16 protein-coding genes are annotated in these 20,957 nt (G+C 74.3%); 11 read left to right on the top strand and 5 right to left on the bottom strand.

Translation table 11 applies throughout. The features are described 5' to 3' along the window. Positions 1-409: 409 nt before the first annotated feature. Positions 410-658: a GntR family transcriptional regulator gene (locus tag F0L17_RS09975; protein ID WP_155070793.1), complete on the top strand. Its 249-nt coding sequence runs from the start codon at positions 410-412 to the stop codon at positions 656-658. 145 nt (positions 659-803) lie between these two features. Here the strand turns inward: F0L17_RS09975 and F0L17_RS28290 are convergent, their stop codons facing one another. Next, positions 804-1,154, bottom strand: a complete 351-nt coding sequence (locus tag F0L17_RS28290; protein ID WP_338018025.1) for a peptidoglycan-binding domain-containing protein — start codon at positions 1,152-1,154, stop codon at positions 804-806. Between the two features lie 359 nt (positions 1,155-1,513). Between F0L17_RS28290 and F0L17_RS09965 the strand changes: the two genes are divergently transcribed. Continuing rightward, positions 1,514-2,038 (top strand): hypothetical protein, encoded by a 525-nt coding sequence (locus tag F0L17_RS09965; protein WP_155070792.1) that lies wholly within the window; start codon positions 1,514-1,516, stop codon positions 2,036-2,038. Positions 2,039-2,119: 81 nt separating this feature from the next. Here F0L17_RS09965 and F0L17_RS09960 read toward each other — a convergent pair whose 3' ends face one another. Then, entirely contained in the window at positions 2,120-3,346 is a 1,227-nt protein-coding gene (locus F0L17_RS09960; protein ID WP_162466022.1) for an FUSC family protein, read from the bottom strand. Positions 3,347-3,578: 232 nt separating this feature from the next. Between F0L17_RS09960 and F0L17_RS09955 the strand changes: the two genes are divergently transcribed. The 6 genes from F0L17_RS09955 to F0L17_RS09930 all read left to right on the top strand — a co-directional run bounded on the left by F0L17_RS09955 (position 3,579) and on the right by F0L17_RS09930 (position 11,938). Then, on the top strand, positions 3,579-4,406 hold the full coding sequence (locus F0L17_RS09955; RefSeq protein WP_162466021.1) for a nucleotidyl cyclase domain-containing protein: 828 nt from the start codon (positions 3,579-3,581) through the stop codon (positions 4,404-4,406). Beyond that, on the top strand, positions 4,403-6,727 hold the full coding sequence (locus F0L17_RS28030) for a hypothetical protein (RefSeq protein WP_155070789.1): 2,325 nt from the start codon (positions 4,403-4,405) through the stop codon (positions 6,725-6,727). The genes F0L17_RS09955 and F0L17_RS28030 overlap by 4 nt, the downstream gene beginning before the upstream one ends. Before the next feature lies 1 nt (position 6,728). Next, a complete protein-coding gene (locus F0L17_RS09945) occupies positions 6,729-8,471 on the top strand; it encodes a vWA domain-containing protein (protein WP_155070788.1) in 1,743 nt (580 codons plus the stop codon). A 121-nt stretch (positions 8,472-8,592) separates the two neighbouring features. After that, a complete protein-coding gene (locus F0L17_RS09940; protein ID WP_155070787.1) occupies positions 8,593-9,270 on the top strand; it encodes a vWA domain-containing protein in 678 nt (225 codons plus the stop codon). Between the two features lie 11 nt (positions 9,271-9,281). After that, complete coding sequence (locus F0L17_RS09935; protein ID WP_155070786.1) at positions 9,282-10,271, top strand: protein phosphatase 2C domain-containing protein; 990 nt, start codon at positions 9,282-9,284, stop codon at positions 10,269-10,271. After that, the gene (locus tag F0L17_RS09930) at positions 10,268-11,938 is read left to right on the top strand and encodes a hypothetical protein (protein ID WP_155070785.1); all 1,671 of its coding nucleotides are present in this window, start codon (positions 10,268-10,270) and stop codon (positions 11,936-11,938) included. The genes F0L17_RS09935 and F0L17_RS09930 overlap by 4 nt, the downstream gene beginning before the upstream one ends. Before the next feature lie 20 nt (positions 11,939-11,958). Here the strand turns inward: F0L17_RS09930 and F0L17_RS09925 are convergent, their stop codons facing one another. Further along, positions 11,959-12,666, bottom strand: a complete 708-nt coding sequence (locus F0L17_RS09925) for a Crp/Fnr family transcriptional regulator (RefSeq protein ID WP_155070784.1) — start codon at positions 12,664-12,666, stop codon at positions 11,959-11,961. Positions 12,667-12,941: 275 nt separating this feature from the next. Further along, entirely contained in the window at positions 12,942-13,688 is a 747-nt protein-coding gene (locus F0L17_RS09920) for a MerR family transcriptional regulator (RefSeq protein WP_420802469.1), read from the bottom strand. A gap of 365 nt (positions 13,689-14,053) precedes the next feature. On the opposite strand from F0L17_RS09920, the gene F0L17_RS09915 reads away from it, so the two are divergent. From F0L17_RS09915 to F0L17_RS09905, 3 genes are read left to right on the top strand one after another with little or no spacing between them, the layout of a single operon-like run. Continuing rightward, on the top strand, positions 14,054-15,595 hold the full coding sequence (locus F0L17_RS09915) for a flavin-containing monooxygenase (RefSeq protein WP_155070783.1): 1,542 nt from the start codon (positions 14,054-14,056) through the stop codon (positions 15,593-15,595). After that, on the top strand, positions 15,592-16,539 hold the full coding sequence (locus tag F0L17_RS09910) for an alpha/beta fold hydrolase (protein WP_155070782.1): 948 nt from the start codon (positions 15,592-15,594) through the stop codon (positions 16,537-16,539). Before F0L17_RS09915 ends, F0L17_RS09910 begins: the two co-directional genes overlap by 4 nt. Beyond that, positions 16,540-17,424: an SDR family oxidoreductase gene (locus F0L17_RS09905; RefSeq protein ID WP_155070781.1), complete on the top strand. Its 885-nt coding sequence runs from the start codon at positions 16,540-16,542 to the stop codon at positions 17,422-17,424. Between the two features lie 71 nt (positions 17,425-17,495). Here F0L17_RS09905 and F0L17_RS09900 read toward each other — a convergent pair whose 3' ends face one another. Further along, a complete protein-coding gene (locus F0L17_RS09900) occupies positions 17,496-20,906 on the bottom strand; it encodes a S41 family peptidase (protein WP_155070780.1) in 3,411 nt (1,136 codons plus the stop codon). Between the last annotated feature and the right edge of the window lie 51 nt (positions 20,907-20,957).

Raw genomic sequence — 20,957 nt, 5'->3', positions numbered from 1 at the left:
CGCCGCTCGCGTTGCCGTCGGCGTTCCTGCGCGCGCTCGTACGCGACGAGGTACGGCCGAACCATGGCGATGGTGTCGCCGTCCAGCGGTGTGAAGTGTTCGCCCTCTCGCGGGAGCGAGGCCGGACGCGGGACGGTGACCGGTGCGGCGGCCGTCGGTGCGGCGCGGTGCCTGCCACGGGCAGGCAGGAAGACGCCCAGGAGGGCGGCCAGTAGGCTTCGCAATGTCGTTCGCTCCAACCAGCGATCGGCCATGCCCCGGGACGCCTTGCCCGCGTCGCCGGGGTGTTTTCGTGTCATCGCCGACGGTAACCGCTGTTGGTAGCGACCGATATTGGTTGGTAGTAGTCGACAGCTATCGACCGCAGTTGGTAATGCGTGACTACGGCCGGCCGCTTACGGTCGTGGACATGAGCGACAAGATCGACCCGACGGCTCCCGAGTACGCCTATGAGCAGCTCGCCGGGATCATCGAGCGGCGCATCAAGGCCGGGACATACCCGCCAGGGTCGAAGCTCCCCGGTGAGTTGGACATCGCTTCGGAGTTCAGCGCCGGGTCGCAGACCGTCCGACGGGCGTTGGAGATCCTGCGGGAGCGTGGGCTGATCGTGACTGTCCGGGCGCGTGGGTCGTTCGTGAAGCGCGACGTGGAGGTGTGACCGATCACCAGGACAGTGGCGCTGACGGAGCGATCGAGTGCCGGTGACGGTGGTCCCCAGGGACTGAACGCGCCCGTGCCCCGCCTCCCGGCCCGACTCGAAGTCGGGCCGGGAGGCGGGGTGGACGGGGCGGTGGGCGGCCGGTCTACCAGTTGACCATCCGCTCCAGCTCCCCCCAGGTCCGCGGGCCGACGATGCCGTCGACGACGAGGCCGTTCCGGCGCTGGAACTCCTTGACCGCGGCCAGGGTCTGCGGCCCGAACAGGCCGTCGAGCGCTCCGTGGTAGAAGCCGCCGAAGGCCAGCATGTACTGGGCGCACTTCACCGCGCTGTGGTTGGAACTGCCGTAGGAGACGGTGACGTTCGGGGCCAGGTGGCAGTAGTAGGCGGCCGCGGTGCCGACGGGGGCGGGGACCGCCAGGGCGGGAGCCGTCGCGGCCCCCAGCAGCGCGGTGGCGAGTGCTCCCACCACCGCGGCGGTGACACGTGTTCTCACGGGTGATCGGTGTCCTTCTCGTTGGGTGCCGGCCGGAGTCGGCGGGGAGGATGGGTCGAACCCCGAGTGGGGCTCGCGGTCCGCTCCGGCGCGCCGCTTCGGAAGGGGTGGCGGGACGGGCGGCCGCACCACCGATCCTGGTGCGGCGACGGGCCCTCCCGCACCGGTCCCACGGACACCGTGGACGTCCCGGGACGGTCCGCCGCCCGAGCTGCGGCTTCGCCATCCGGTGGGAACGCGGGGCGGGACGGGTGGGACGGTGACGCCGCTCTCCCCGGAGCACGGACGAGGACGGAACCGTACCGCCCGGTGGGGAGTTACGGTCTCGTCCCCGACGCGCCCGGCAGGAGGCGAAGCGCATGTGGTCGTTGTCCGAGCCGTACCAGCCGCACAACTCCCTCGTCGTCCTCCTCCTGGTCATGGTCGGTGTCGTCGGCACCCCGACGCTCGCCCTGCGCGGACTCTGGATCGGGGTCACGCTGCTGGTCCGTGCCGGAAGGGTCCCGGCCGCGGTGACGTGGACGGCGGCGGTGAAGTCCGTCGCGCTCCTGGTGTGGGCCGGGGCGGCCGGCGTGTACACCTGGGGAGTGCTGTACCTGGCGTTCACCGACGACTATGGCCAGTCCCTGGAGTGTGACGCGGTGGCCGGGGAGGGACGGGTCGTCGACTACGAGCCCTCGTTCGTCCCGCTGCGTTTCGGGTGCCGCCTGGACGACGGACGGACGGTCGACGTGATCGTCCCCGACCACGTCAACGCGTGGGCGTTCCCGTTGGCCGGGTGTGCCCTGGTCCTCACCCTGATCGTGCGGGCCCGCGACAACCGGAGCGCGAAGCGGGGAGCCGACGGCCGTCGGGGGGCCGGGAGCCGCCGCCACCCGGACTGAACACCGTGGCCCCGCGCCACCGCCCGCCGGTGGCGACGTGCTCGGTGCCCCGGCTCCTGCCGGCCGGATCGCCGTCTTCCGTCACGTCCTCGACGAGTCCTCCCGGGAGTCCTTCGACGCGGCGTCCGAGGTGGCCAGGGCGCCGGCGAGGCGGCGGGCCTCGGCCATGAGCGGGCCGAACACCGTCAGGTGCGCGTTCTCGGGAGTGGACTCGACGTACCGGGAGATCTCGGTGCGGACCTCCTCCTGGGTGTCCCGGGCTTCGGCGATGGCCTCACGCAGCTCCCGTCGGGCCGCCTCGGGGGCGTCGCCGGTGGTGGAGCGGCCGTAGGCGTCCAGGGCGTCGGCGACCTTCCGGAGGAAGGCGGAGTAGGGGCGGGTGACGGCGTGGTCGGGCCGGGGGATCTCCTCGTCGTTCTCGTCGGCGGCCTCCACCAGGGTGCGGGTCAGGCCCTGGAGGCGGTCGGAGACCTCCTCCAGGGTGGCCAGGGCCTCGCCGTACTTGTCGCTCTGCCGCGCCGCCTCCGCGCGGCGCCGCCGGTCGGGGTTGAACCACAGGCTCTCCCGGCTCCAGTCGATCGCGGACTGCCCGCTGTTGATCGCGCGCGGGAGGCGGCGGGTCCGTTCGTGCCAGGTGCTGACGCGGTCGTACTCCCAGGGTTCGTCCAGGCCGTCCGCGAGGTCCGTGATGACCTCCCGGGCCTCGCGGACCGCGGCGTCCACGGCCTCGCGGGCGCTGCGCAGGTGGGAGGGCGGCAGGACCAGGGCGTTGACGGCGATGCCGATGGCGGTGCCGAGCAGTGCGGCCAGCAGGCGGGAGACGGTGGAGTCGAGGGTCGCCTGGCCGGGGACGAGGGTGAACAGGGCGGCCGTGGCGGCGTAGATGCCCTGGTTGCCGAAGCGCGGCCAGTTGCCCACCAGGGTGGTGAGGGGCAGGACGACGATCATCACCAGCACCGGGTGGCCGAAGGGAATGCCCAGTGCGGCAGCGAGCACGGTTCCGGTGGTGATCGCCAGTGTCTGTTGGAGGCCCTGCCACACCGAGCGGTAGACGGTCGACTGGACCAGGACGACCGCCACCCAGGGGGCCATCAGGGCGAAGGCGTTGGGCAGCAACCAGGCGGCGGCCAGCCAGGCCAGGATGGCGGCGAGCGCGGCCTTGCCGGACTGGATGACGATGTTGCGTTCCCGCCCCGGGCTTCGCCAGGCGCGGCGCAGCGCGCGCGCCCCCCAGGCCACCTCGGCCCGCACGGTGTGCGCGGCGCGTCGTACGGGGGCGGATCGGGTCGCGGACTGCGTGTGCACCATGCACTTACCGGTTGCCGCACGGTGCCCGGTCATGCCGGCCGGAGCGGCCGGGTCGGGGCGGAACGGGCGCGTGGCCCGCCGCCGGTGGAGGCGCGCGCCGATGACGGACGAGGGGAACGTCTGGTTCCTCCGGTTCCCCGCAAGAGTCGTCTTTCACTCGTAAGAGTGATGGCATGGACCCCTTTTCGCTCAGTGCGCCAACTGGCGTAGAACGTCCCCCGAACGGTGCCGTATGACTGACACATCAGCAGCACACGGGCGCCGGGAGGACGACATGGCGGCTGGGGCCAGGCACCACTGGATCATGGTGCTGGACATAGAGAACTTCAGCACTCGAACCGATCCGATCCAGCGGTCGCTCCGCGGGGCCATGTACGGGGTGCTCCGGGAGGCGGTGGGTCAGGCAGGGCTCCCCGAGGCGGAGGTCGTCGTCGAGGACCGGGGCGACGGCGTCCTCATGCTGATTCCGGCGACCGTCTCGCCGGTGGACCTGGCGGGCAGCCTGGTCCGGGCGCTGGACGACGGTCTCGCCGAGGCCGCCGCCATCTTCAACGAGGCGCACGCCATGCGGTTCCGGGTGGCGCTGCACCAGGGGCTGGTCACCCGGGACGGCGAGGGGTGGTCGGGGGACGCGGTCAACACCGCGTCCCGGCTGGTGGACGCCCAGCCGCTGCGCGAGGTGCTCAGGGCCGCGACGGGCTCCCGACTGGTCTTCGTCGTCTCGGACGAGATCCACCGGAGCGTGATCCGGCACGGGTACCGGACGATCGACCCGGCCGCCTACCTCCCCCTGCGGTTCAGGGACAAGCAGGGCAAGCTCATCGAGTGCTGGGTGACCGTCCCCGGCCGTCCGGCGCCGCCCGGCCTGCCGGTGCCGTCGGACGAGCGGCCCGACGGGGACGGACCGGCGGGCGGCGCCGCGCGGGGCGCGGACGGCGGGAACGGCGGGGGGCCGGCCGTCCCGGGCGGTGTGACGATGTGGGCGGAGAAGGTCCACGGTGACCAGGTCGGCGGGGACAAGAACGTCACCGTCCACGCTCCGGGCCAGGTGCGCCTGTGACGGCGGGAACGACGGAGACCACCGGAGGGAACCCGGCCGGGGGACCGGGGGGACCGGTCCCGCGGGCCCGGGAGGCGGGCGCGGCGCGGGGGGACGCCGCGCCCGCCGCGGAACGCGAGGACGCGGCGCCGGGCGCGTCGGGCTCGCCGGGGCCGTCCGAAGGGGCCCGAGCGGAGGGCGAGGAGGCCGCCGAGCGGGACTCCGACCGGGTGGGGCCGGGCGCCGAGGCGTCCGAGGCCACCGGTGGACTCGGCCAGGGGTCGCAGCGGTACGGCCATGTGCGCGACGCCTTCGCCAACGTCGAGGGCGACGTGGTCGGCCGCGACAAGTACGTCGTCCTCCTCGGCGGCCGGAAGGAGAGACTCCGCAGGCTCTCCCCCCTGACCGTGGAGCGGGTGCGTTTCGCCTACCAGGAGCCGGGGCAGTTGGCCGACGCCCGCGAGGTGCTCACCAGACGGCGCGTACTGCTGCTGCGGGGGCCGGAGGGATACGGCAAGACGGCCATGGCGGTGCGGCTGCTGCTGGGGCTGGGCGACGGCCCGCTCTACCACCTGGACAGCGGGGTGGACCTCGCCTCGCTCTCCGAGCGGCTGGAGGACCACGGCGGGGACATCGAGCGCGGAGCGGGCTATCTGCTCGACCGGCCCGCCGACCTCGCGCGCCTGCGGGGCGACGTCTACGAGAAGGTGCGGGGCGCGCTGAGCGAGGCGGACGCCTCGCTGGTGGTGACGGTGCCGGACGACGAGGCGCCGGCCGACAGCGAGTTGCTCGCCGGCGTCGTGGACCTGACGGACGCCCCCGACCGGCGGATGATCGTCTCCCGGTACCTCCAGTGGCGCCTGGGAGACCGCACCGCCGGCCGGCTCCTGGCCGAGCACACCGTGGTGGAGCTGCTCGACGAACAGCTCGACGGCGACCCCCCGTGCCGGCTGGCGGCCGAGCTGGCCGTGGCGGTCTGCGACGAGTACGAGGCGGGCGCGTACGGCACCGGTGCCCTCGGGGTCGAACGCGTCCGGGCGCGCCTGGCCCGGATGGAGGCCGAGGACTTCGACATCTGGGCCGACGGGCTGGGCGGTGTGCCGCTGCGCTGCTTCGCCATCGCCCTGGCCGTGCTCAACGGACTGCCGCAGGAGCACGTCGCGCGGGCGGCGCGCTCGCTGGAGAGACGCCTGGGCACCGACCGCCGGCCCGTGGTCGTGGTGGGCGGGGACGGCCGGCCGCCGGGCGGGGACGGGCCCTTCGCCCTGCCCCGGCGCAAGCAGCTCACCCGGTTGCGGGCCCGCGCCGTGCCCGACCCCGACGGGGCGCCGGGGGAGGCGCTGGAGTACAAGGACCCGGCGTACGCCCGGCTCGTGGTGCTGCACGCCTGGTCGCAGTACGGGATCCAGGACGAGCTGCTGGACTGGCTCGGGGAGCTGGTGGGCGACGCCTCGGTGCGGGTCCGGGCCTATGCCGCCGCCGCGCTGGGCGTGTTGGCCCGCGCCTCCTTCGAGTACGTCCGCGACCGCGCCCTGGTGCGGTGGCGGGACGACGAGGACGCCCGGCGGCGGGAGGCGGTGGCCTACGCGCTCTCCCTGGCGGCCGAGGACGACCGGCTCCGCGACGGGATCGCCGCGCTGACCTCCGACTGGTACACCGACCGGGACAGCCCCCGGAGCCAGGCGACGGCGGCCCGGGTGTACGGCATGGGGCTCGGGCCGGGAACGGAGGGGAGCGTCCGGGCCCTGGGCCGGCTCACCCTGGTGGACCGCCTCACGGTCGCCGTCGCCGTCGGGCAGGGGTTCACCGACCTGCTGGCCGAGGAGCGCTGGGCGGCCCCCGAGGTGCTGTGGGAGTTGGTGGAGCGCGTCGCCGACCACCGCTCCAGGCCGGCCGCGCTGCTGGCCTTCCTGGTGATCGCGGCCCAGTGGGCGGTGGACGGCGAGCGGTGGGGTGACGGCCGGGGCGACGCGCGGGACGACGTACGGGAGGACGTACGGGACGCGGCGGAGGCGGACGGCTGGCCCGCCCTGCTCTACCTGGCCGGGGCCGAGTCGAGCCTGCGCGACCCGCTGGTGCTGCTCTGGCGGGAGGCGCTCAACCAGGCGCTCTTCCGCCCCCAGACGGAGCAGGTGTTGGGGAACTGGGCGGCGCTGGCGGAGCGGGACGCCCGGTTCCGGGACGTGTTCGAGCTGATGGTCGGAGCCGTGGTGCACGGTGACGGGCGGTCGGGGCGGATCCTGCGGCAGGCGGTCGCGGAGTGGGACGACCCGGAGTCGTTGGCGCCCCTCCCGCTGACGGCGGCGGTGGTGACCACCGTGCTCGACCGGGAGAGGGTGTGAGATGACCGCGGAACTGTCGCTGATCCTGAACGAGAGGCCGCTTCCCCGGAACCGGCTGGGCGAGGTCGAGACCACCAGCACCAACATCGCCGTGCTGTACCCCGTCGGGGACGGCGCCTGGGAGATCGAGGGCACCCGGCCGCGCCGCTGGTGGCAGCGGCCCGTCGAGAAGAGCCGTCGCCCGTGCTACGCGGTCGACATGGGCGACCACCGACGGACGGGGGAGTTCCTGAGGACCCCGCTGCCCTGTCGCGACCAGGCGCACCGGTTCGAGGCGACCGTCGACATCGGGTTCCGGGTGCACGATCCGGTGGAGCTGGTCCGCCGTGGCGTCCGGGACGGTCTGGACGTGGTGTACGGCCACCTCAGGCGCCGGCTGCGGGCGCACACCCGGAAGTTCGCCATCGACCAGGCGGACCGGGCGGAGGAGCACATCAACGCGGACGTCGAGTCGGGGATGCGGCTTCCCGAGGGGATCACCGTCTTCCACTGTGTGGTGCACCTGGAGCCCGACGCCGAGGCCCAGGAGTACATCCGGGAGTTGACCAGGAGCGACCGCCGCAACGTGCTGGAGCGGTTCGGGCACCGGAACCTGGTGGAGGAGACCCGGAACCGGGCGGAGATCGAGCGGATCGAGCAGGTGGCGCGCCTGGAGCGGGAGGAGGCCGAGCGCCGGGCACTGGAGAGCCTGCCCTCCGGGGTGTGGGCCCTCCTCCAACGGCACCTGATCAAGCACCCCGAGGACACCGGCTACGCCGTGGAGGCGTTCCGCGCGTACCAGGAGAGCGTGGGCGCCCGGGAGGAGATCCAGGACCAGCGCCAGACCGAACTGCTGAAGTTCCTGGTGGAGAAGGACGTGATCCGGCAGGCCGACGTCCCCGCGCTCCGCGAGGACATGCGACGGCGGATCGAGGGGAGCGCCGGTGCCGGTGCCGGCGCCGGAGCCGGAGACGGGACGCCGGCGGCGCGGCGGTCCCTGCCGGCGACGGGCACGGACGGCGCGCCCGTCATGTGGGGCGGCTCGGGCGGACCGGGCGTGGTGCGGGAGCCCGCGGCGCCGGCCGCCACCGGCGTCGTCCCGATCTACGTGGCCCTGGACACCTCGTACGCGACCCAGGAGTGCGTCGGCGAACTCGGCGACGCCCTGCGCTCGTTGCAGACGGCCCTGGCCAACAGCCCGGACGTCAGCCGTGCCGTGCGGCTGTCCGTGGTCCCCTTCGCCGAGCGGGCACGGGTGCGGCTGCCGAGCACGACGGTGGGCTGGGACACCGACGTGCCCACCCTGTCCGCCGGGGGAGACCGCCGCTACGGGGCGCTCTTCGAGACGCTGCTCGACCGGGTGCCGGCCGACGTCGAGCGGCTCAAGCGGCAGGTGTCGCCGGTGCACCGTCCGGTGGTCTTCCTGCTGACGGCGGGGGAGCCCGAGGACGCCGCCGACTGGCCGGAGCGGTACCGGCAGCTGGGGGAGCACCGCTACGCGCCGATCATCGTCGCCTGCGGCATCGGCCGGGCGGACCCCCGCACGGTCGTCCGGCTCGCGAACCCGTCCGAGCTGGCCTACGCCGCGGAGTCGCCCGGCGCCCTCGGGGAGGCGGTGGGGCAGTACTCGGTCTTCCTGCAGAACGCGGTCCTCCACATCGGGCGCGGCGCGGTCGCGGGGAACGTGGACCTGCTCCTGACCTGTCCGATGGGGCTGCGCCGGATCACCCCGGACAGGGTCGCGGGCCCGACCGCGGACCACTGAGCCACATCCCGACACACCCAGCCGACATCCCGTCGGGCCACGCCCGCCCGCCACTTCGGCCCCCGGCCCTTCCGGTCCGGGGCGGCGGGCGGGCGGGCGACAGCACGAGAAGGGAACGACCATGGCCGAGAACCAGGGCCACCTGCTGCCGGTGTACATGGTGGCGGACGAATCGGGGTCGATGAGCCCGTACGTGGACGACCTCAACGCGGGACTGGCCTCGCTCCGCCGCGTCCTGCTCGGCGAACCGATGACCGCGGCCAGGATCCGGTTCTCCGTGGTGGGCTTCGCCGGCGGCACGACCGAGTACCTGCGCCTGGCCGACCTGCGGCAGGGACAGGAGCCGCCGCCCCTGGGCGCCCACGGCGGCACCAGTTACGCCGCGGTCTTCCGGGACCTGCTGCGCCGTGTCCCCGAGGACGTCTCCGTCCTCAAGGGGCAGGGCTACCGGGTCCACCGGCCGGCGGTGTTCTTCCTCAGCGACGGCCGGCCCGACCGGAACGAGGACTGGCGCACGCCCCACCGCCGGCTCACCGACCGGTCCGTCACCAGGGCGGCCCCGAACATCGTGGCCTGCGGCATCGGGGACGCCGACGCCGAGACGATCCTGGGCGTCGCCACGGAACGGCACTTCGCGTTCGTCTCGGTCCCCGGCGCGGAACTCGGGGACTCGGTCGCCGGGTTCTGCTCGGAGCTGACCAGGAGCGTGGTGGAGTCGGGCCGGTCCATCGCCTCGGGCACCGCGGAGTTGACCTTCGACAGGCCCGAGGGGTTCCGCATGGCGATCGACGTGATCTGAGCGTGTGGTCGATGGGAAGACACCGGAAGCAGCGCGTCGAGTCCTCTCCCGAGGGATCCGCCCCGGAGCCCTCGCCCCCCTCGTCCTCCTCGTCCCCCTCACCGGGACGGCCGGAGGGGGAGGCGTCCGGGGCGTGGCGGCCCGTGGTGATCGGGACGGGGATCGCGGAGTTCGAGCCTCGGCCCACCGCCGGGCTCCCCTACCGTCCCGACACGCTCTGCGACGGCTGGTCCACCGACCGCCTCACCGTGCGCGTCGCCTCGCTGCGCGGCTACGCCCACCGGTACGACGGCAGGCCGCGGGAGGACGACGTCGCCGTGGCGGTCCACGGGGCGACGGGGACGCTGGTGTTCGCGGTGGCGGACGGCGTCTCCGGCGCGGAGCAGCCGCACCTCGGGGCGGCGCTCGCCTGCCGGGGCGTGCTGGCCCAGCTGGACGCCGGCGCGGCGGAGACGGACTGGCGGCGCACCGTGACGGCCGCGGCCTGGCAGTTGTTCCTGCGGGTCACGGCGGGTCGGGAGCCCGCGCCGGAGGACCGGCGGGAGGCGGAGCGGCTGTTGGCGACCACCCTGGTCGCGGGCACGGTCGTGCCCCTGCCGGCGGGAGGGCTGCGCTGCCGCCTGGCGCGGGTCGGCGACTCGGGCGCCTGGCGGCTGGGAGACGACGGGTACGAGCGTCTGCTGGCGGGCTCGGCGGACGACTCGGCCGAGGGGGTGTTCTCCTCGGCGGTGACGCCGCTGCCCCGGGTGCCGGAACGGGTCGAGTCCCAGGGGGCGGACCTGCCGCCGGGCACCGTGCTGCTGGTGGGCACCGACGGCTTCGGTGACCCGTTGGGCGACGGCACGGGGCGGGTCGGGGAGCTGTTCGCGCGGGTGTTGAGGACACCGCCCCCGGCCCTGGCGTTCGCCCACGCCCTCGACTTCTCCAGGGAGACCTTCGACGACGACCGGACGCTGCTCGCCGTGTGGCCGCGCGTTCCGGGAGAGGGGGCCGGACGATGACCGGAACCGGAGCTCGCCGCGTGGACGTGGCGCGACTGACCCGCGGCGGACTGCTGGGCAGAGGAGGTCAGGGCAGCGTCTGGGACGTCGGGCTCGGCGCGCCCGACGACCCCCGTCCGACGGCCTTCAAGGAGTACGCGCCGGCCTGCCTCGACGCGCTGGACGTGTCCGCGCTGGAGGAGTTGGTGGCCTTCGCGGCCGGGGCGGCACCGCACCGGGCGGAGTGGATCCACCGGCACGCCGCCTGGCCCACCGCTGTGGTGACCGACGGGGACCGGACGGTGGGCTTCCTGATGCCCCGGGTGCCGGAGCGGTTCTTCCTGCGGCTGAGCCACGACCCCGAGGAACCGCGGACCGCCGGGGTCGAGTACCTCCTCAACAGCGACGCCTACCTGGACGCGGTCGGCATCCGCATCACCCTCGAACAGCGGCTGCTCCTCCTCCGCGACCTGGCGGCCACGTTGGCACGGCTGCACGTCCTGGGAGTCGTGGTCGGCGACATGTCGCCGAAGAACCTGCTGTTCTGCCTCGAACCGGAACCCGCCTGCCTCCTCATCGACTGCGACGCGGTGCGGCTGCGCGGTCGGACGGTGCTCCCCCAGGCGGAGACCGTGGCCTGGGAGCTGCCGGAGGGGGAGGAGTTGGGCACGGCGGCCGGCGACGCCCACAAGTTCGGCCTCCTGGCCATGCGGCTGATCGACGGTGACCAGGACAGCGACGATCCGAGCGGGCTGGAGGCGCTGGATCCGGAGCTGGGGCGGCTGGCCGCGGCCGCCCGGGAGACCGACCCGGAGCGGCGTCCCCGGATCGTGGAGTGGATCGAGCCGCTGGACCGGGCGGCGAGCGAGGCGGCCCGGCGGCCGATCGGATCCGCCGCCCCAGGGGCGGACGCGGGCGGCCCCGGCGCGGACGGCGAGGGAGGTGGGGACGGCGGGGACGGCGGGGACGGTGCGAACACCACCGTGCTCCCCCGGGTGGGGGGCACGGTCCTCCCACCGGCCCCGAGGCGGGGGCGGGCGAGCCGGGTGGCGGCGGCCGCGGTGCTCGTCGGCGCGCTCGTCGGCGGCACCGCGATCTGGTCGGGGTGGGGATCCGGGGACGAGGGGACGACGGGCGGGACCAGGATGACCGGCGACCTCCCCACCGCCCCCCGGCCGGAGCAGAGCGAGACGGGAGAGGAGACGGCGGAGGAGACGGCGGCGGAAACGGAGTTCGAACAGGCCAGGGCGTTGAACGGGTTGCTGGTCCACAACTCCGGGACGCGGTCCGGGGTCTCCGACGCGGTGGCCGTGGTGCAGCGGTGCGGGGGGAACACCGCCCTGCGGAACGCCAAGGGCGTGTTCGACGCCGCCGCCCGCAGCCGCGACGACCTGGTCCGCAGGCTCGACGCCCTCGATCTGGACCGGGTGCCGGGCGGGGAGTCGGCCGCCGAGCGGCTGCGGGACGGCTGGGAACACTCCGCGGCCGCCGACCGTGCCTATGCCCGGTGGACCGAGGACCTGATCGAGGGAGGCTGCGTGCCGGGGCGCACGTCCTCCTCGACGGACTGGAACGCGGCCGTCGACCACAGCGAGCGGGCCACCCGGGCCAAGAACGACTTCGTGGCGGCGTGGAACCCGATCGCGGTGGAGCACGGGCTGCGGGAGTGGAGGTGGGACGAGCTGTGAGGCGCGGCCGGTTCGGGCCGTCAGGCCGACTCCGCCCGCGGAGGGTGGTCCTCCGCCGTCCGCTTCAGCGCGTCGGGGTCGCCGATCACCAGGCGGTGGCGGCCCGTCCGCACCCAGCCCTGCCGGCGCCACTGCTCCAGGACCCGGCTGACCGTCCGTCGGGAGCTGAGGACGAGGCCGCTCAGGTCGTCCTGGGAGAGAGGCAGCCGCACCACCGTCTCGCCGGAGCCGAGCGGGGCGCCGTAGCGCTCCGCCAGGTCCAACAGGAGGGAGGCCAACCGGGCCTGCACCGACCCGGCGCCGACGGCGGTCCGGTACCGGTCCGCCTCCCGTAACCGGGCCGAGAGCACGCTCTGCACCCCGGTGGCGATGGTGGGCATCGAGCGCTGGGCGGCGGTGAACGCCCGCGCCGGCACGATCAGGGCCGAGGCGTCGGTCAGGGCGGTCACCGTGGCCGACCGCGGCCGACCCTCCAGACAGGCCTGCTCGCCGAGCAGGTCCCCGGGGTCGCGGATGCCGAGCACGGCCTCGTACCCCAGGTGGGAGGCGGCGGTCACCTTCACATGGCCCCGGCGGAGCACCAGGACGTGCTCGGACTCCTCGTGCTGGTGCAGGAGCACCTCGCGCGGCGCGTAGGAGCGCTCCTCGCCGAGGCGGAGCAACTCCGTGCGGGCCGGCGGGTCGAGGACGGACCAGAAGGCCGTTCGGCGGGGAAACTGGCTGGACAACGGATCCCCTTCACATGCGGCGGGCCGACGGCACGGTGGCGTGTGGGTACGCCGGCCGTGGGTGGGAGCGGAGGAGGCGGAGCACGTGGGCGTGCTCGGGGACGGGCGCGGGACGTCGGCCGGGACCGGCCTCCGGCGTCGTGGGGTCCGCCGGGCCTCTCGTGGGGCCGCCGGCACGCGCTTCTGACGTACGGTCACTATAGCGACGGGGCGGGAATGGGGAACGGGGTTCGGGCGATCCCTTCCCGCGCGGCCGGGACGGTGCGCGACGGGGTTCAGGCGCCGGCGGAATCGTCCCCGGCGTCCCCGGCGTCCCCGGTGCCCCCGGCGTCCGCCGCGCCGTCCCGCGGCCGGGACCAGTTCTCCACCTCCGCGCGGACGCGGCGGTCCATGGCCAGCGCCAACTCGGCGTCGACGACCTGTTTGGCCAGCGGACGCAACCGGTCCATGACCTCGTTCAGCCGCCGGAGGTCAGCGGGGGAGAGCGTGGGGACGTCCGTGAAGAGCCGGGCGCGGACGAGGGAGGTGAACAGGTCGGCGATGGCGTCGGCGTGCTCGCGCACCACGCGCCCGGCGTCCAGCACCGCGGCCAGCGGTATGCCCTCGCGCACCAGCGCGGTGGACGCGTCCAGCAGACGGTGGCTGACGTGGACGACCTCGTCGCCGTCGACCGCGATGTAGCCCAGGTCCAGGGCCGCGGCGAGGTTCTCGGAGGTGACCTCGTCGGGGAAGTGGGCGGCCAGGTCCTCCGGGGTGAGGCGGACGGGGGTCTCCTCCGACCAGGGCGAGGTCAGGGCGCTCTCCAGGCCGAGCAGCTCGGCGGCGCGGCTCGCGTCGCGCCCCTTCTCGAAGGCGTCGATCAGGTCGGCGATGCCGCCGAGGGTGTGGCCGCGGGCCAGCAGTTCGGAGATCGTCCGCAGTCGGGCGAGGTGGTGCTCGTTGTACCAGGCGATGCGGCCCTCGCGGCGCGGCGGCGGGAGGAGCTTGCGCTCGCGGTAGAACCGCAGGGTGCGCACGGTGATGCCCGCGGCCCTGGCGAGTTCGGCGGTGCGGTACTCGACGGGTGCCCGTCCGTCCGGGTCCGGTGCCTCCGCCTCCCGTGCGGCCGGCTGTTCCGGACCGTCCGGACGGTCCGGACCGCTCGGACGCCCCGGCGCGTCGTCCCGCCCGTGCGTACCGCCGTCCGGCGTGCTGTCCTTCGGTGCGCTGTCGACCACGACGGAAGCCTATGCGGCGGGGGCGGCCCACGATCCGGCCACGGAGGTGCAACCGGCGGTAACTTTCCCCGTCGACCCCCTACCCACCGGTACGGTCCTGCTCTACTCTCCCATCACGCCAGTGATTACTGGCGTGATGGGTCCGCGAGAGCGCAGAGTCGGGAGGCGGCATGACCGGACACGAACACGTACGGGTGGCGGTGATCGGATCGGGGTTCGGCGGCCTGGGTGCCGCCGTCCGGCTGCGCCGCGCGGGCGTCACGGACTTCGTGGTCCTGGAGCGCCGCGACTCCGTGGGCGGCACCTGGCGGGACAACAGCTACCCCGGGTGCGCCTGCGACGTCCCCTCCCACCTGTACTCCTTCTCCTTCGCCCCCAATCCCGAGTGGCCGCGGAACTTCTCCGGCCAGGAGCACATCCGCGCCTACCTGGAACGGGTCGCCGACACCTTCGGCCTCCGCCCCCACCTCCGCTTCGGCGCGGAGGTGACCGAGGCGCGCTGGGACTTTGAGACGCTGCGCTGGGAGGTCGAGACCACCGACGGCACCCTGACCGCCGACATGCTCGTCTCCGCCACCGGCCCGCTCTCCGACCCCAAGATCCCCGACATCCCCGGCCTGGACGGCTTCACCGGCAAGGTCTTCCACTCCGCGCGGTGGGACCACGACTACGACCTGCGCGACAAGCGCGTCGCCATGATCGGCACCGGCGCCTCCGCCATCCAGATCGTCCCGGCCATCCAGCCCGTCGTCGGACGGCTCACCGTCTTCCAGCGCACCCCGCCGTGGGTGATGCCGCGCATGGACCGGGAGATCAGCGACTTCGAGCGCCGGCTGCACGCCAAGGTGCCGTCCACCCGTGCCCTGCGCCGCCGGATGCTCTGGCTGATCAGGGAACTCCAGGTCGGCGCCTTCACCAAGCACCCCGCCCGGATGGGGCTGGTGGAGAAGCTCGCCAAGCGGCACATGACCAAGGTCGTCAAGGACCCGGAGCTGCGCGCCAAGCTCACGCCGGACTACCGCATCGGCTGCAAGCGCATCCTGCTCTCCAACACCTACTACCCGGCGCTCGTCCAGCCCAACGTGGACGTCGTCGCCTCCGGCCTGAAGGAGGTCCGCGGCAACACCCTGGTCGCCTCCGACGGCACCGAGACCGAGGTGGACGCGGTGATCTTCGGCACCGGCTTCCACGTCACCGACATGCCCATCGCCCACCGGATCAGGGGCGTCGACGGCACCACGCTCGCCGAGTCCTGGAAGGACGGGATGGAGGCGCTGCGCGGCTCCACCGCCACGGGCTTCCCCAACTTCATGACGATCATCGGGCCCAACACCGGCCTCGGGAACAGCTCGATGATCCTGATCATCGAGGCCCAGCTCAACTACATGATCGACTACCTGCGGCAGCTCGGCACCCTCACCACCGCCGGCGCCGGACGCGCCGCGCTCGACGCCCGCCCCGAGGCCGTCCGCTCCTGGAACGACCGCCTCCAGGAACGCATGAAGCGCACGGTGTGGACCACCGGCGGCTGCGACAGTTGGTACCTGGACGCACAGGGCCGCAACACCACCGTCTGGCCCGGCACCACCGGCGAGTTCCACAGGGTCACCCGACAGGTGGACCTGACCGAGTACGAGGTGCTGCGGGCCGGAGCCCGCCCCGCGGGCGGCACGGCCGGCGCGGACGAGCCGGTGGCGGAGGCGACCCGATGAGAGCGACCCCCCACGTCACCACCGGCCCCTACGCCCCGCCCGCGCCCCGCCACACCACCACCGTGACCTCCGCCGACGGTTCCCGACTGCACGTCGAGGAGCACGGCCGCGAGGACGGCCCCACCGTCGTCCTGGCCCACGGCTGGACCTGTTCCACCGCCTTCTGGGCCCCGGTGATCCGGCGCCTGGCCGACGACCACCGCGTGATCGCCTACGACCAGCGCGGCCACGGCCGCTCCCCGGCGCCGGGACCCGGCGGGTGCAGCACCACCGCGCTCGCCGACGACCTGTGCGCCGTCCTGGCGGCCGCCGGCTCCCGGGCCGTCGTCGTCGGGCACTCCATGGGCGGCATGACGATCATGGCGGCGGCCGGCCGTCCCCAGGTGCGCGAACGCGTCGCCGCCGCCCTGCTGTGCAACACCGGCGGCTCCCGGCTGCTGCACGAGTCCACGGTGGCGCCGCTGCGGGCCGGCGGGCTGCGCTACCGCGTCCAGAAGGCCGTCCTCGGCTCCGACCTGCCACTGGGGCCGGTGACGCCCCTGGGCCGGAAGCTCCTGCGGTACGCCACGATGGGCCCCGCCGCCACCCGCGAGCAGATCGAGGCGTGCGCCCGCATCGTCCACGCCTGTCCGCGCCGGGTGCGCGCCTCCTGGGCCAGGGACGTCCTGGCGGTGCTCGACCTGGAGGCGAACCTCGCCGACCTGGACGTGCCCACGGCCGTCATCGCGGGCGAGAAGGACCGGCTCACCCCGCCGGTGCACGCCCGCCGCCTGGTGGAGGCCCTGCCGAACTGCGTCGGGCTCACCGAACTGCCCGGCCTGGGACACATGTCCCCCATCGAGGCGCCGCAGACCGTCGCCGACGCCGTGGCGGCCCTGGCGCGCGACCACCTGACGCAGGGCGCCCCCTCGTCCGCCCCCTCAGCCGAGAAGGAGTTGTCGTAGATGGCACGCTGGAGCCTGCAGGGCCGGGTCGCGGTGGTGACGGGCGCCGCCCGGGGCGTGGGCGCGCTGCTCGCCCGCAAGCTGGCGGCGCGCGGCGCGCGGATCGCGCTGGTCGGCCTGGAGCCGGACGAACTGGAGAAGGTCGCGGCGGCGCTGCCGACGGAATCCGCGCACTGGCACGCCGACGTCACCGACCACGAGGCCATGTCCCGGGTCGCCCGTGAGGTCGGGGAACGCTTCGGCACGGTGGACATCGTGGTGGCCAACGCCGGGGTGGCCACCGGCGGGCCGTTCGTCGACTCCGACGAGTCCGCCTGGCGCCGCGTCATCGAGGTCAACCTGCTCGGCAGCGTCACCACCGCGCGCGCCTTCCTGCCCGCCCTGATCGAGTCGCGCGGCTACCTCCTCCAGATCGCCTCGCTCGCCTCGATCACCCCGGCGCCGATGATGACGGCCTACTGCGCTTCCAAGTCGGGTGTGGAGGCCTTCGCGCACAGCCTCCGCGCGGAGGTCGGCCACCAGGGCGTCCGCGTCGGCGTGGGCTACCTGAGCTGGACGGACACCGACATGGTGCGCGGCGCCGACCAGGACGAGGTGATGCGCGACCTGCGCGGTCGGCTGCCCTGGCCGACCAACCGGACGTACCCGTTGGGCCCGGCCGTGGACCGGATCGTCGCGGGCATCGAGCGCCGCTCGTTCCACGTCTACGGGCAGTGGTGGCTGCGCGGCATGCAGTCCGTCCGAGGCCACCTGCCCGGGATCATCGGCCGGGTCGGGGAGCGCGAGATGCGGCACTTCGCGCCCCGACTGGCCGCCTCGGGCGGTGTGCGCGGCCTGGTCGGCGCGGGCGGCGCGGCGGACGAGAAGGCCCGCGCCGAGGGCTGACTCCACGGGGCTCCACGGGCCCCGCGCGCCCGCCGACCGCACGGCGCCGCGAACACCGCACGCCGGACGGCTCACGCTCCCGGACGGGGCGGCAGCGGCGGGCGGCTGCGGTCGGGGACGTCGTCGTAGCCGGGCGGTTCGGCGGCCGGGTGCCGCTCCAACAGGTCCAGGGCGGTGCGCACGGCCGTCTCCAGCATCGGGTAGCGGTCCTCGGCCCAGTCCGTCGGCGTGCGCGGGATCTCGATGTCGGGCTCCACGCCGTGGTTCTCCACTGACCACTTGTACTCGTCGAACCACGCCGCGTTCATCGGCACCGTGATCACCGTGCCGTCGCCGAGCCGGTGCCGGCCGGTCATCCCGACCACCCCGCCCCAGGTGCGGGTGCCGACGACCGGACCGATCCCCAGCAGCCGGAACGCCGCGGTGATCATGTCGCCGTCGGACGCGGTGGCCTCGTCGGCCAGCGCCACGACCGGACCGCGCGGGGCGTTGGAGGCGTAGCTGACGGGCTGGGCGTCACGCACCAGGTCCCAGCCGAGGACGGTCCGGGTCAGCGCCTCCACCACCAGGTCGCTGATGTGGCCGCCCGCGTTGCCGCGCACGTCCACGATCAGCGCGGGCCGGGAGACCTCCATGCGCAGGTCGCGGTTGAACTGCGCCCAGCCCGAGCCGCCCATGTCCGGGATGTGCAGGTAGCCGCACTTCCCGCCGCTCAGCTCCCGCACCACCGCCCGCCGCCTGCTCACCCAGTCCTGGTAGCGCAGCGGACGCTCGTCGATCAGGGGGACGACGGCCACCCGCCTGGGGCGGGTCGGCTCCGCGTCCGGCGACTCGCCGGGCCCGGTGGTGAGGAAGGCCAGCTCCACGGTGGTGCCGCCGGCGGCGGCCAGCAGCGGGAACGGACCGGTCACCGGGTCCACCGGCCGCCCGTCGACGTGGGTGAGCACCGCGCCCTCGCGGACGCCGGAGCCCGCCAGGGGCGAGCGGGCCCGGGAGTCGGAGGAGTCGCCGGGCAGGATGCGCGCCACCCGCCAGCGGCCCCGCTCGTCACGGGCGAGGTCGGTGCCCAGCAGACCGATGGGCCGCTGGTAGTGGGCCGGCCCCTCGTTGCGGCGGGCGGCCGAGACGTACGCGTGGGAGGTGCCCAGCTCGCCCACCGTCTCGCGGAGCAGGTCGGCGAACTCGTCCGGCGAGGCGACCCGCTCCACCAGCGGACGGTACTGGTCGAGGATCGCCTTCCAGTCGACGCCGGACATCCCCGGGTCCCAGAAGTACGACCGCATGATCCGGCCCGCCTCGTCGAAGGCCTGTCGCCACTCCGCGCAGGGATCGACGTCGTGCAGGATGCGGCGCAGGTCCAGATGGGTGGTGGAGTCGCCGTCGGCCCTCTCGTCGGCCGGGACGGCCCGCAGGTCGCCGTCGTCGTTGACCACCAGACGGGTGCCGTCGCCGCTGACGGCGAACCAGTCGATGTCGCTGGTCAGCTCGGTCCGCTTGGCCTTGATCAGGTCGAAGTGCTCCAGGGTGGGACGGCCGGAGGTGTCGGCGGGGTTGGCGAAGGTCTCGCCCAGCGCCCCGGAGATCGGCCAGCGCAGCCACACCAGGCCGCCGCCGGCGACCGGCTGGAGCGAGGAGTACTTCGAGGCCGCCACGGGGAACGGGGTGACCCGGCTGGCCAGTCCCTCGGCCTCCACCAGCACCGTGCCCTCCTCGCCGGGCGGCTCGCCGAGCGCGTCCGGGTCCAGCCCGCCGGCGGCCGGGCGGCCCTCGGGGGAGAGCGCGAACGGCGAGGGCGTGGCCGAGGAGAGCGGCACCAGGTAGGGGCGGCAGCCCAGCGGGAAGGAGAGGTCGCCGGTGTGCACGTCGTAGACCGGGTCGAAGCCGCGCCAGGAGAGGAAGGCCAGGTAGCGGCCGTCCCGGGTGAAGACGGGCTGTTCGTCCTCGAAGCGGCCCTCGGTGACGTCCAGGATCGTGCGGTCGGACAGGCGGGCGATCCGGATGTGGCCGAGCATGCCGCCGGTGCCGGGCTGGGCCCAGGCCAGCCACTGGGAGTCGGGGGAGAAGGCCAGGTGGCGCACCGGGCCGGCCTCGGAGCGGACCAGCTCGACGACCTCGGTGGTGTCGGTGGTGTCGGCGGTGCCTTCGGTCTCGGTGGCGTCGGTGCCGGTGGGCACCAGCAGCAGCCGGCCGTCGTGCGAGGCGACGGCGAGGGTGGCCCCGTCCGGGGAGGCGACCAGCTCGTGCACCCGTCCCAGCCGCCCGGACGCCACCCGTCGCGGTTCCCGTCCGCCGCTGGCCCGCGGCAGGTAGGCGATCTCCACCGCGTCCTCGCCCTCCGCGTCGGTGACGTAGGCGATCCGTCCGGTGGACCCCAGCATCTCCGGCAGCCGCGCGCGTACCCCGGGGGTGTCGGCGATCACCCGCGCGGGGCCGTCGCGGTGGGTGAGCCAGTACAGGCTGCCGCGTACCCCCACCGCGCTGGCCCGTCCGGTGGTGTCCACGGCCAGGGAGTTCACGTGGCCGGCGGCCGACACCTGGTAGGGGCGGCGTCCGGCGCGCGGCCCGCCCAGTCGCACCGGCAGCCGGCGCGGTCGGGCGTGCGGGGAGAAGTCGTCCACCAGCCACAGTTCGCCCGCGCACTGGTAGACCACGCGCTCGCCGTCGGTGGAGGCGTGGCGGGCGTAGAAGTCGGCGTGGTCGGTGTGGCGGCGCAGGTCGGTGCCGTCGGGGCGGCAGGAGTAGAGGTTGCCGACGCCCTCGTGGTCGGAGAGGAACGCGATCCGACCGGCGACGATCATGGGGCAGTCCAGGTGCCCCTCCAGATCCGGCACCAGCCGCTCGCCCTCCAGCCACAGCCGCCCCATCGCCCCGCCCCGGTAGCGCTTCCAGGCGGCGGGCTCGTGCGGCGGCTTGCCGGTCAGCAGCAGTGTGCGGCGCTCGCCCGCCAGGTCGGCGACGGCGATGTGGGACACCGGACCCCAGGGCAGCCGCTCACCGGGGTCGCCGTCCGTGGGCAGTCGGTAGGCCCAGGCGAAGTGGGAGAAGGGCTGCCCGTGCGAGGCCACGGCCAGCACGTTTCCGTCGGGCGTCCAGCCGCACACCTCGGTGTCGACGGCGCCCCAGTACGTCAGCTGCCGCGAGGGACCTCCGTCGACGGAGGTGAGGTGCACCTCCGGGTCGAGGCTGCGCCAGCTCGTGTACGCGATGTGGCGGCCGTCGGGGGAGAAGCGCGGGTGTCCGATCCGGGTGCGGTCCACCGTCAGTCGCCAGGCGCGCGGCGGGGTCCTCGCCTCGGGGGCGAGCGGGGCGAGCCACAGGTCGTCCTCCGCGGTGAAGCAGATCAGCTCGCCGTGCAGGTGCGGAAACCTGAGGTAGGCGCCCGGGGAGCCGGACGGGCCGGGAAGGCGGGCGGAACCCGCGGAGGTCGGGGCCACCGGGGTGGAAGGGCCTGGGGATCCGGATGTCGCGGTCACCCCTCCCATGGTCGACAGCGGAACCACCTGCGGCAACTTCGGGGGGCACCGCGCCGGCTG

Source organism: Streptomyces taklimakanensis (assembly GCF_009709575.1).
GTDB lineage: Bacteria > Actinomycetota > Actinomycetes > Streptomycetales > Streptomycetaceae > Streptomyces > Streptomyces taklimakanensis.
Note: the sequence above shows the minus strand (reverse complement) of the source record. Positions and strands in the feature narration are given on the sequence as shown.

What these genes read in the sequence shown, in the direction of transcription:
- F0L17_RS09900 (WP_155070780.1), bottom strand. Translation starts at nt 20,906, where the DNA reads ATGGGAGGGGTGACCGCGACATCCGGATCCCCAGGCCCTTCCACCCCG.
- F0L17_RS09975 (WP_155070793.1), top strand. Translation starts at nt 410, where the DNA reads ATGAGCGACAAGATCGACCCGACGGCTCCCGAGTACGCCTATGAGCAG.
- F0L17_RS09905 (WP_155070781.1), top strand. Translation starts at nt 16,540, where the DNA reads ATGGCACGCTGGAGCCTGCAGGGCCGGGTCGCGGTGGTGACGGGCGCC.
- F0L17_RS09960 (WP_162466022.1), bottom strand. Translation starts at nt 3,346, where the DNA reads ATGGTGCACACGCAGTCCGCGACCCGATCCGCCCCCGTACGACGCGCC.
- F0L17_RS09945 (WP_155070788.1), top strand. Translation starts at nt 6,729, where the DNA reads ATGACCGCGGAACTGTCGCTGATCCTGAACGAGAGGCCGCTTCCCCGG.
- F0L17_RS09910 (WP_155070782.1), top strand. Translation starts at nt 15,592, where the DNA reads ATGAGAGCGACCCCCCACGTCACCACCGGCCCCTACGCCCCGCCCGCG.
- F0L17_RS09955 (WP_162466021.1), top strand. Translation starts at nt 3,579, where the DNA reads ATGACTGACACATCAGCAGCACACGGGCGCCGGGAGGACGACATGGCG.
- F0L17_RS09965 (WP_155070792.1), top strand. Translation starts at nt 1,514, where the DNA reads ATGTGGTCGTTGTCCGAGCCGTACCAGCCGCACAACTCCCTCGTCGTC.
- F0L17_RS09940 (WP_155070787.1), top strand. Translation starts at nt 8,593, where the DNA reads ATGGCCGAGAACCAGGGCCACCTGCTGCCGGTGTACATGGTGGCGGAC.
- F0L17_RS09930 (WP_155070785.1), top strand. Translation starts at nt 10,268, where the DNA reads ATGACCGGAACCGGAGCTCGCCGCGTGGACGTGGCGCGACTGACCCGC.
- F0L17_RS09915 (WP_155070783.1), top strand. Translation starts at nt 14,054, where the DNA reads ATGACCGGACACGAACACGTACGGGTGGCGGTGATCGGATCGGGGTTC.
- F0L17_RS09935 (WP_155070786.1), top strand. Translation starts at nt 9,282, where the DNA reads ATGGGAAGACACCGGAAGCAGCGCGTCGAGTCCTCTCCCGAGGGATCC.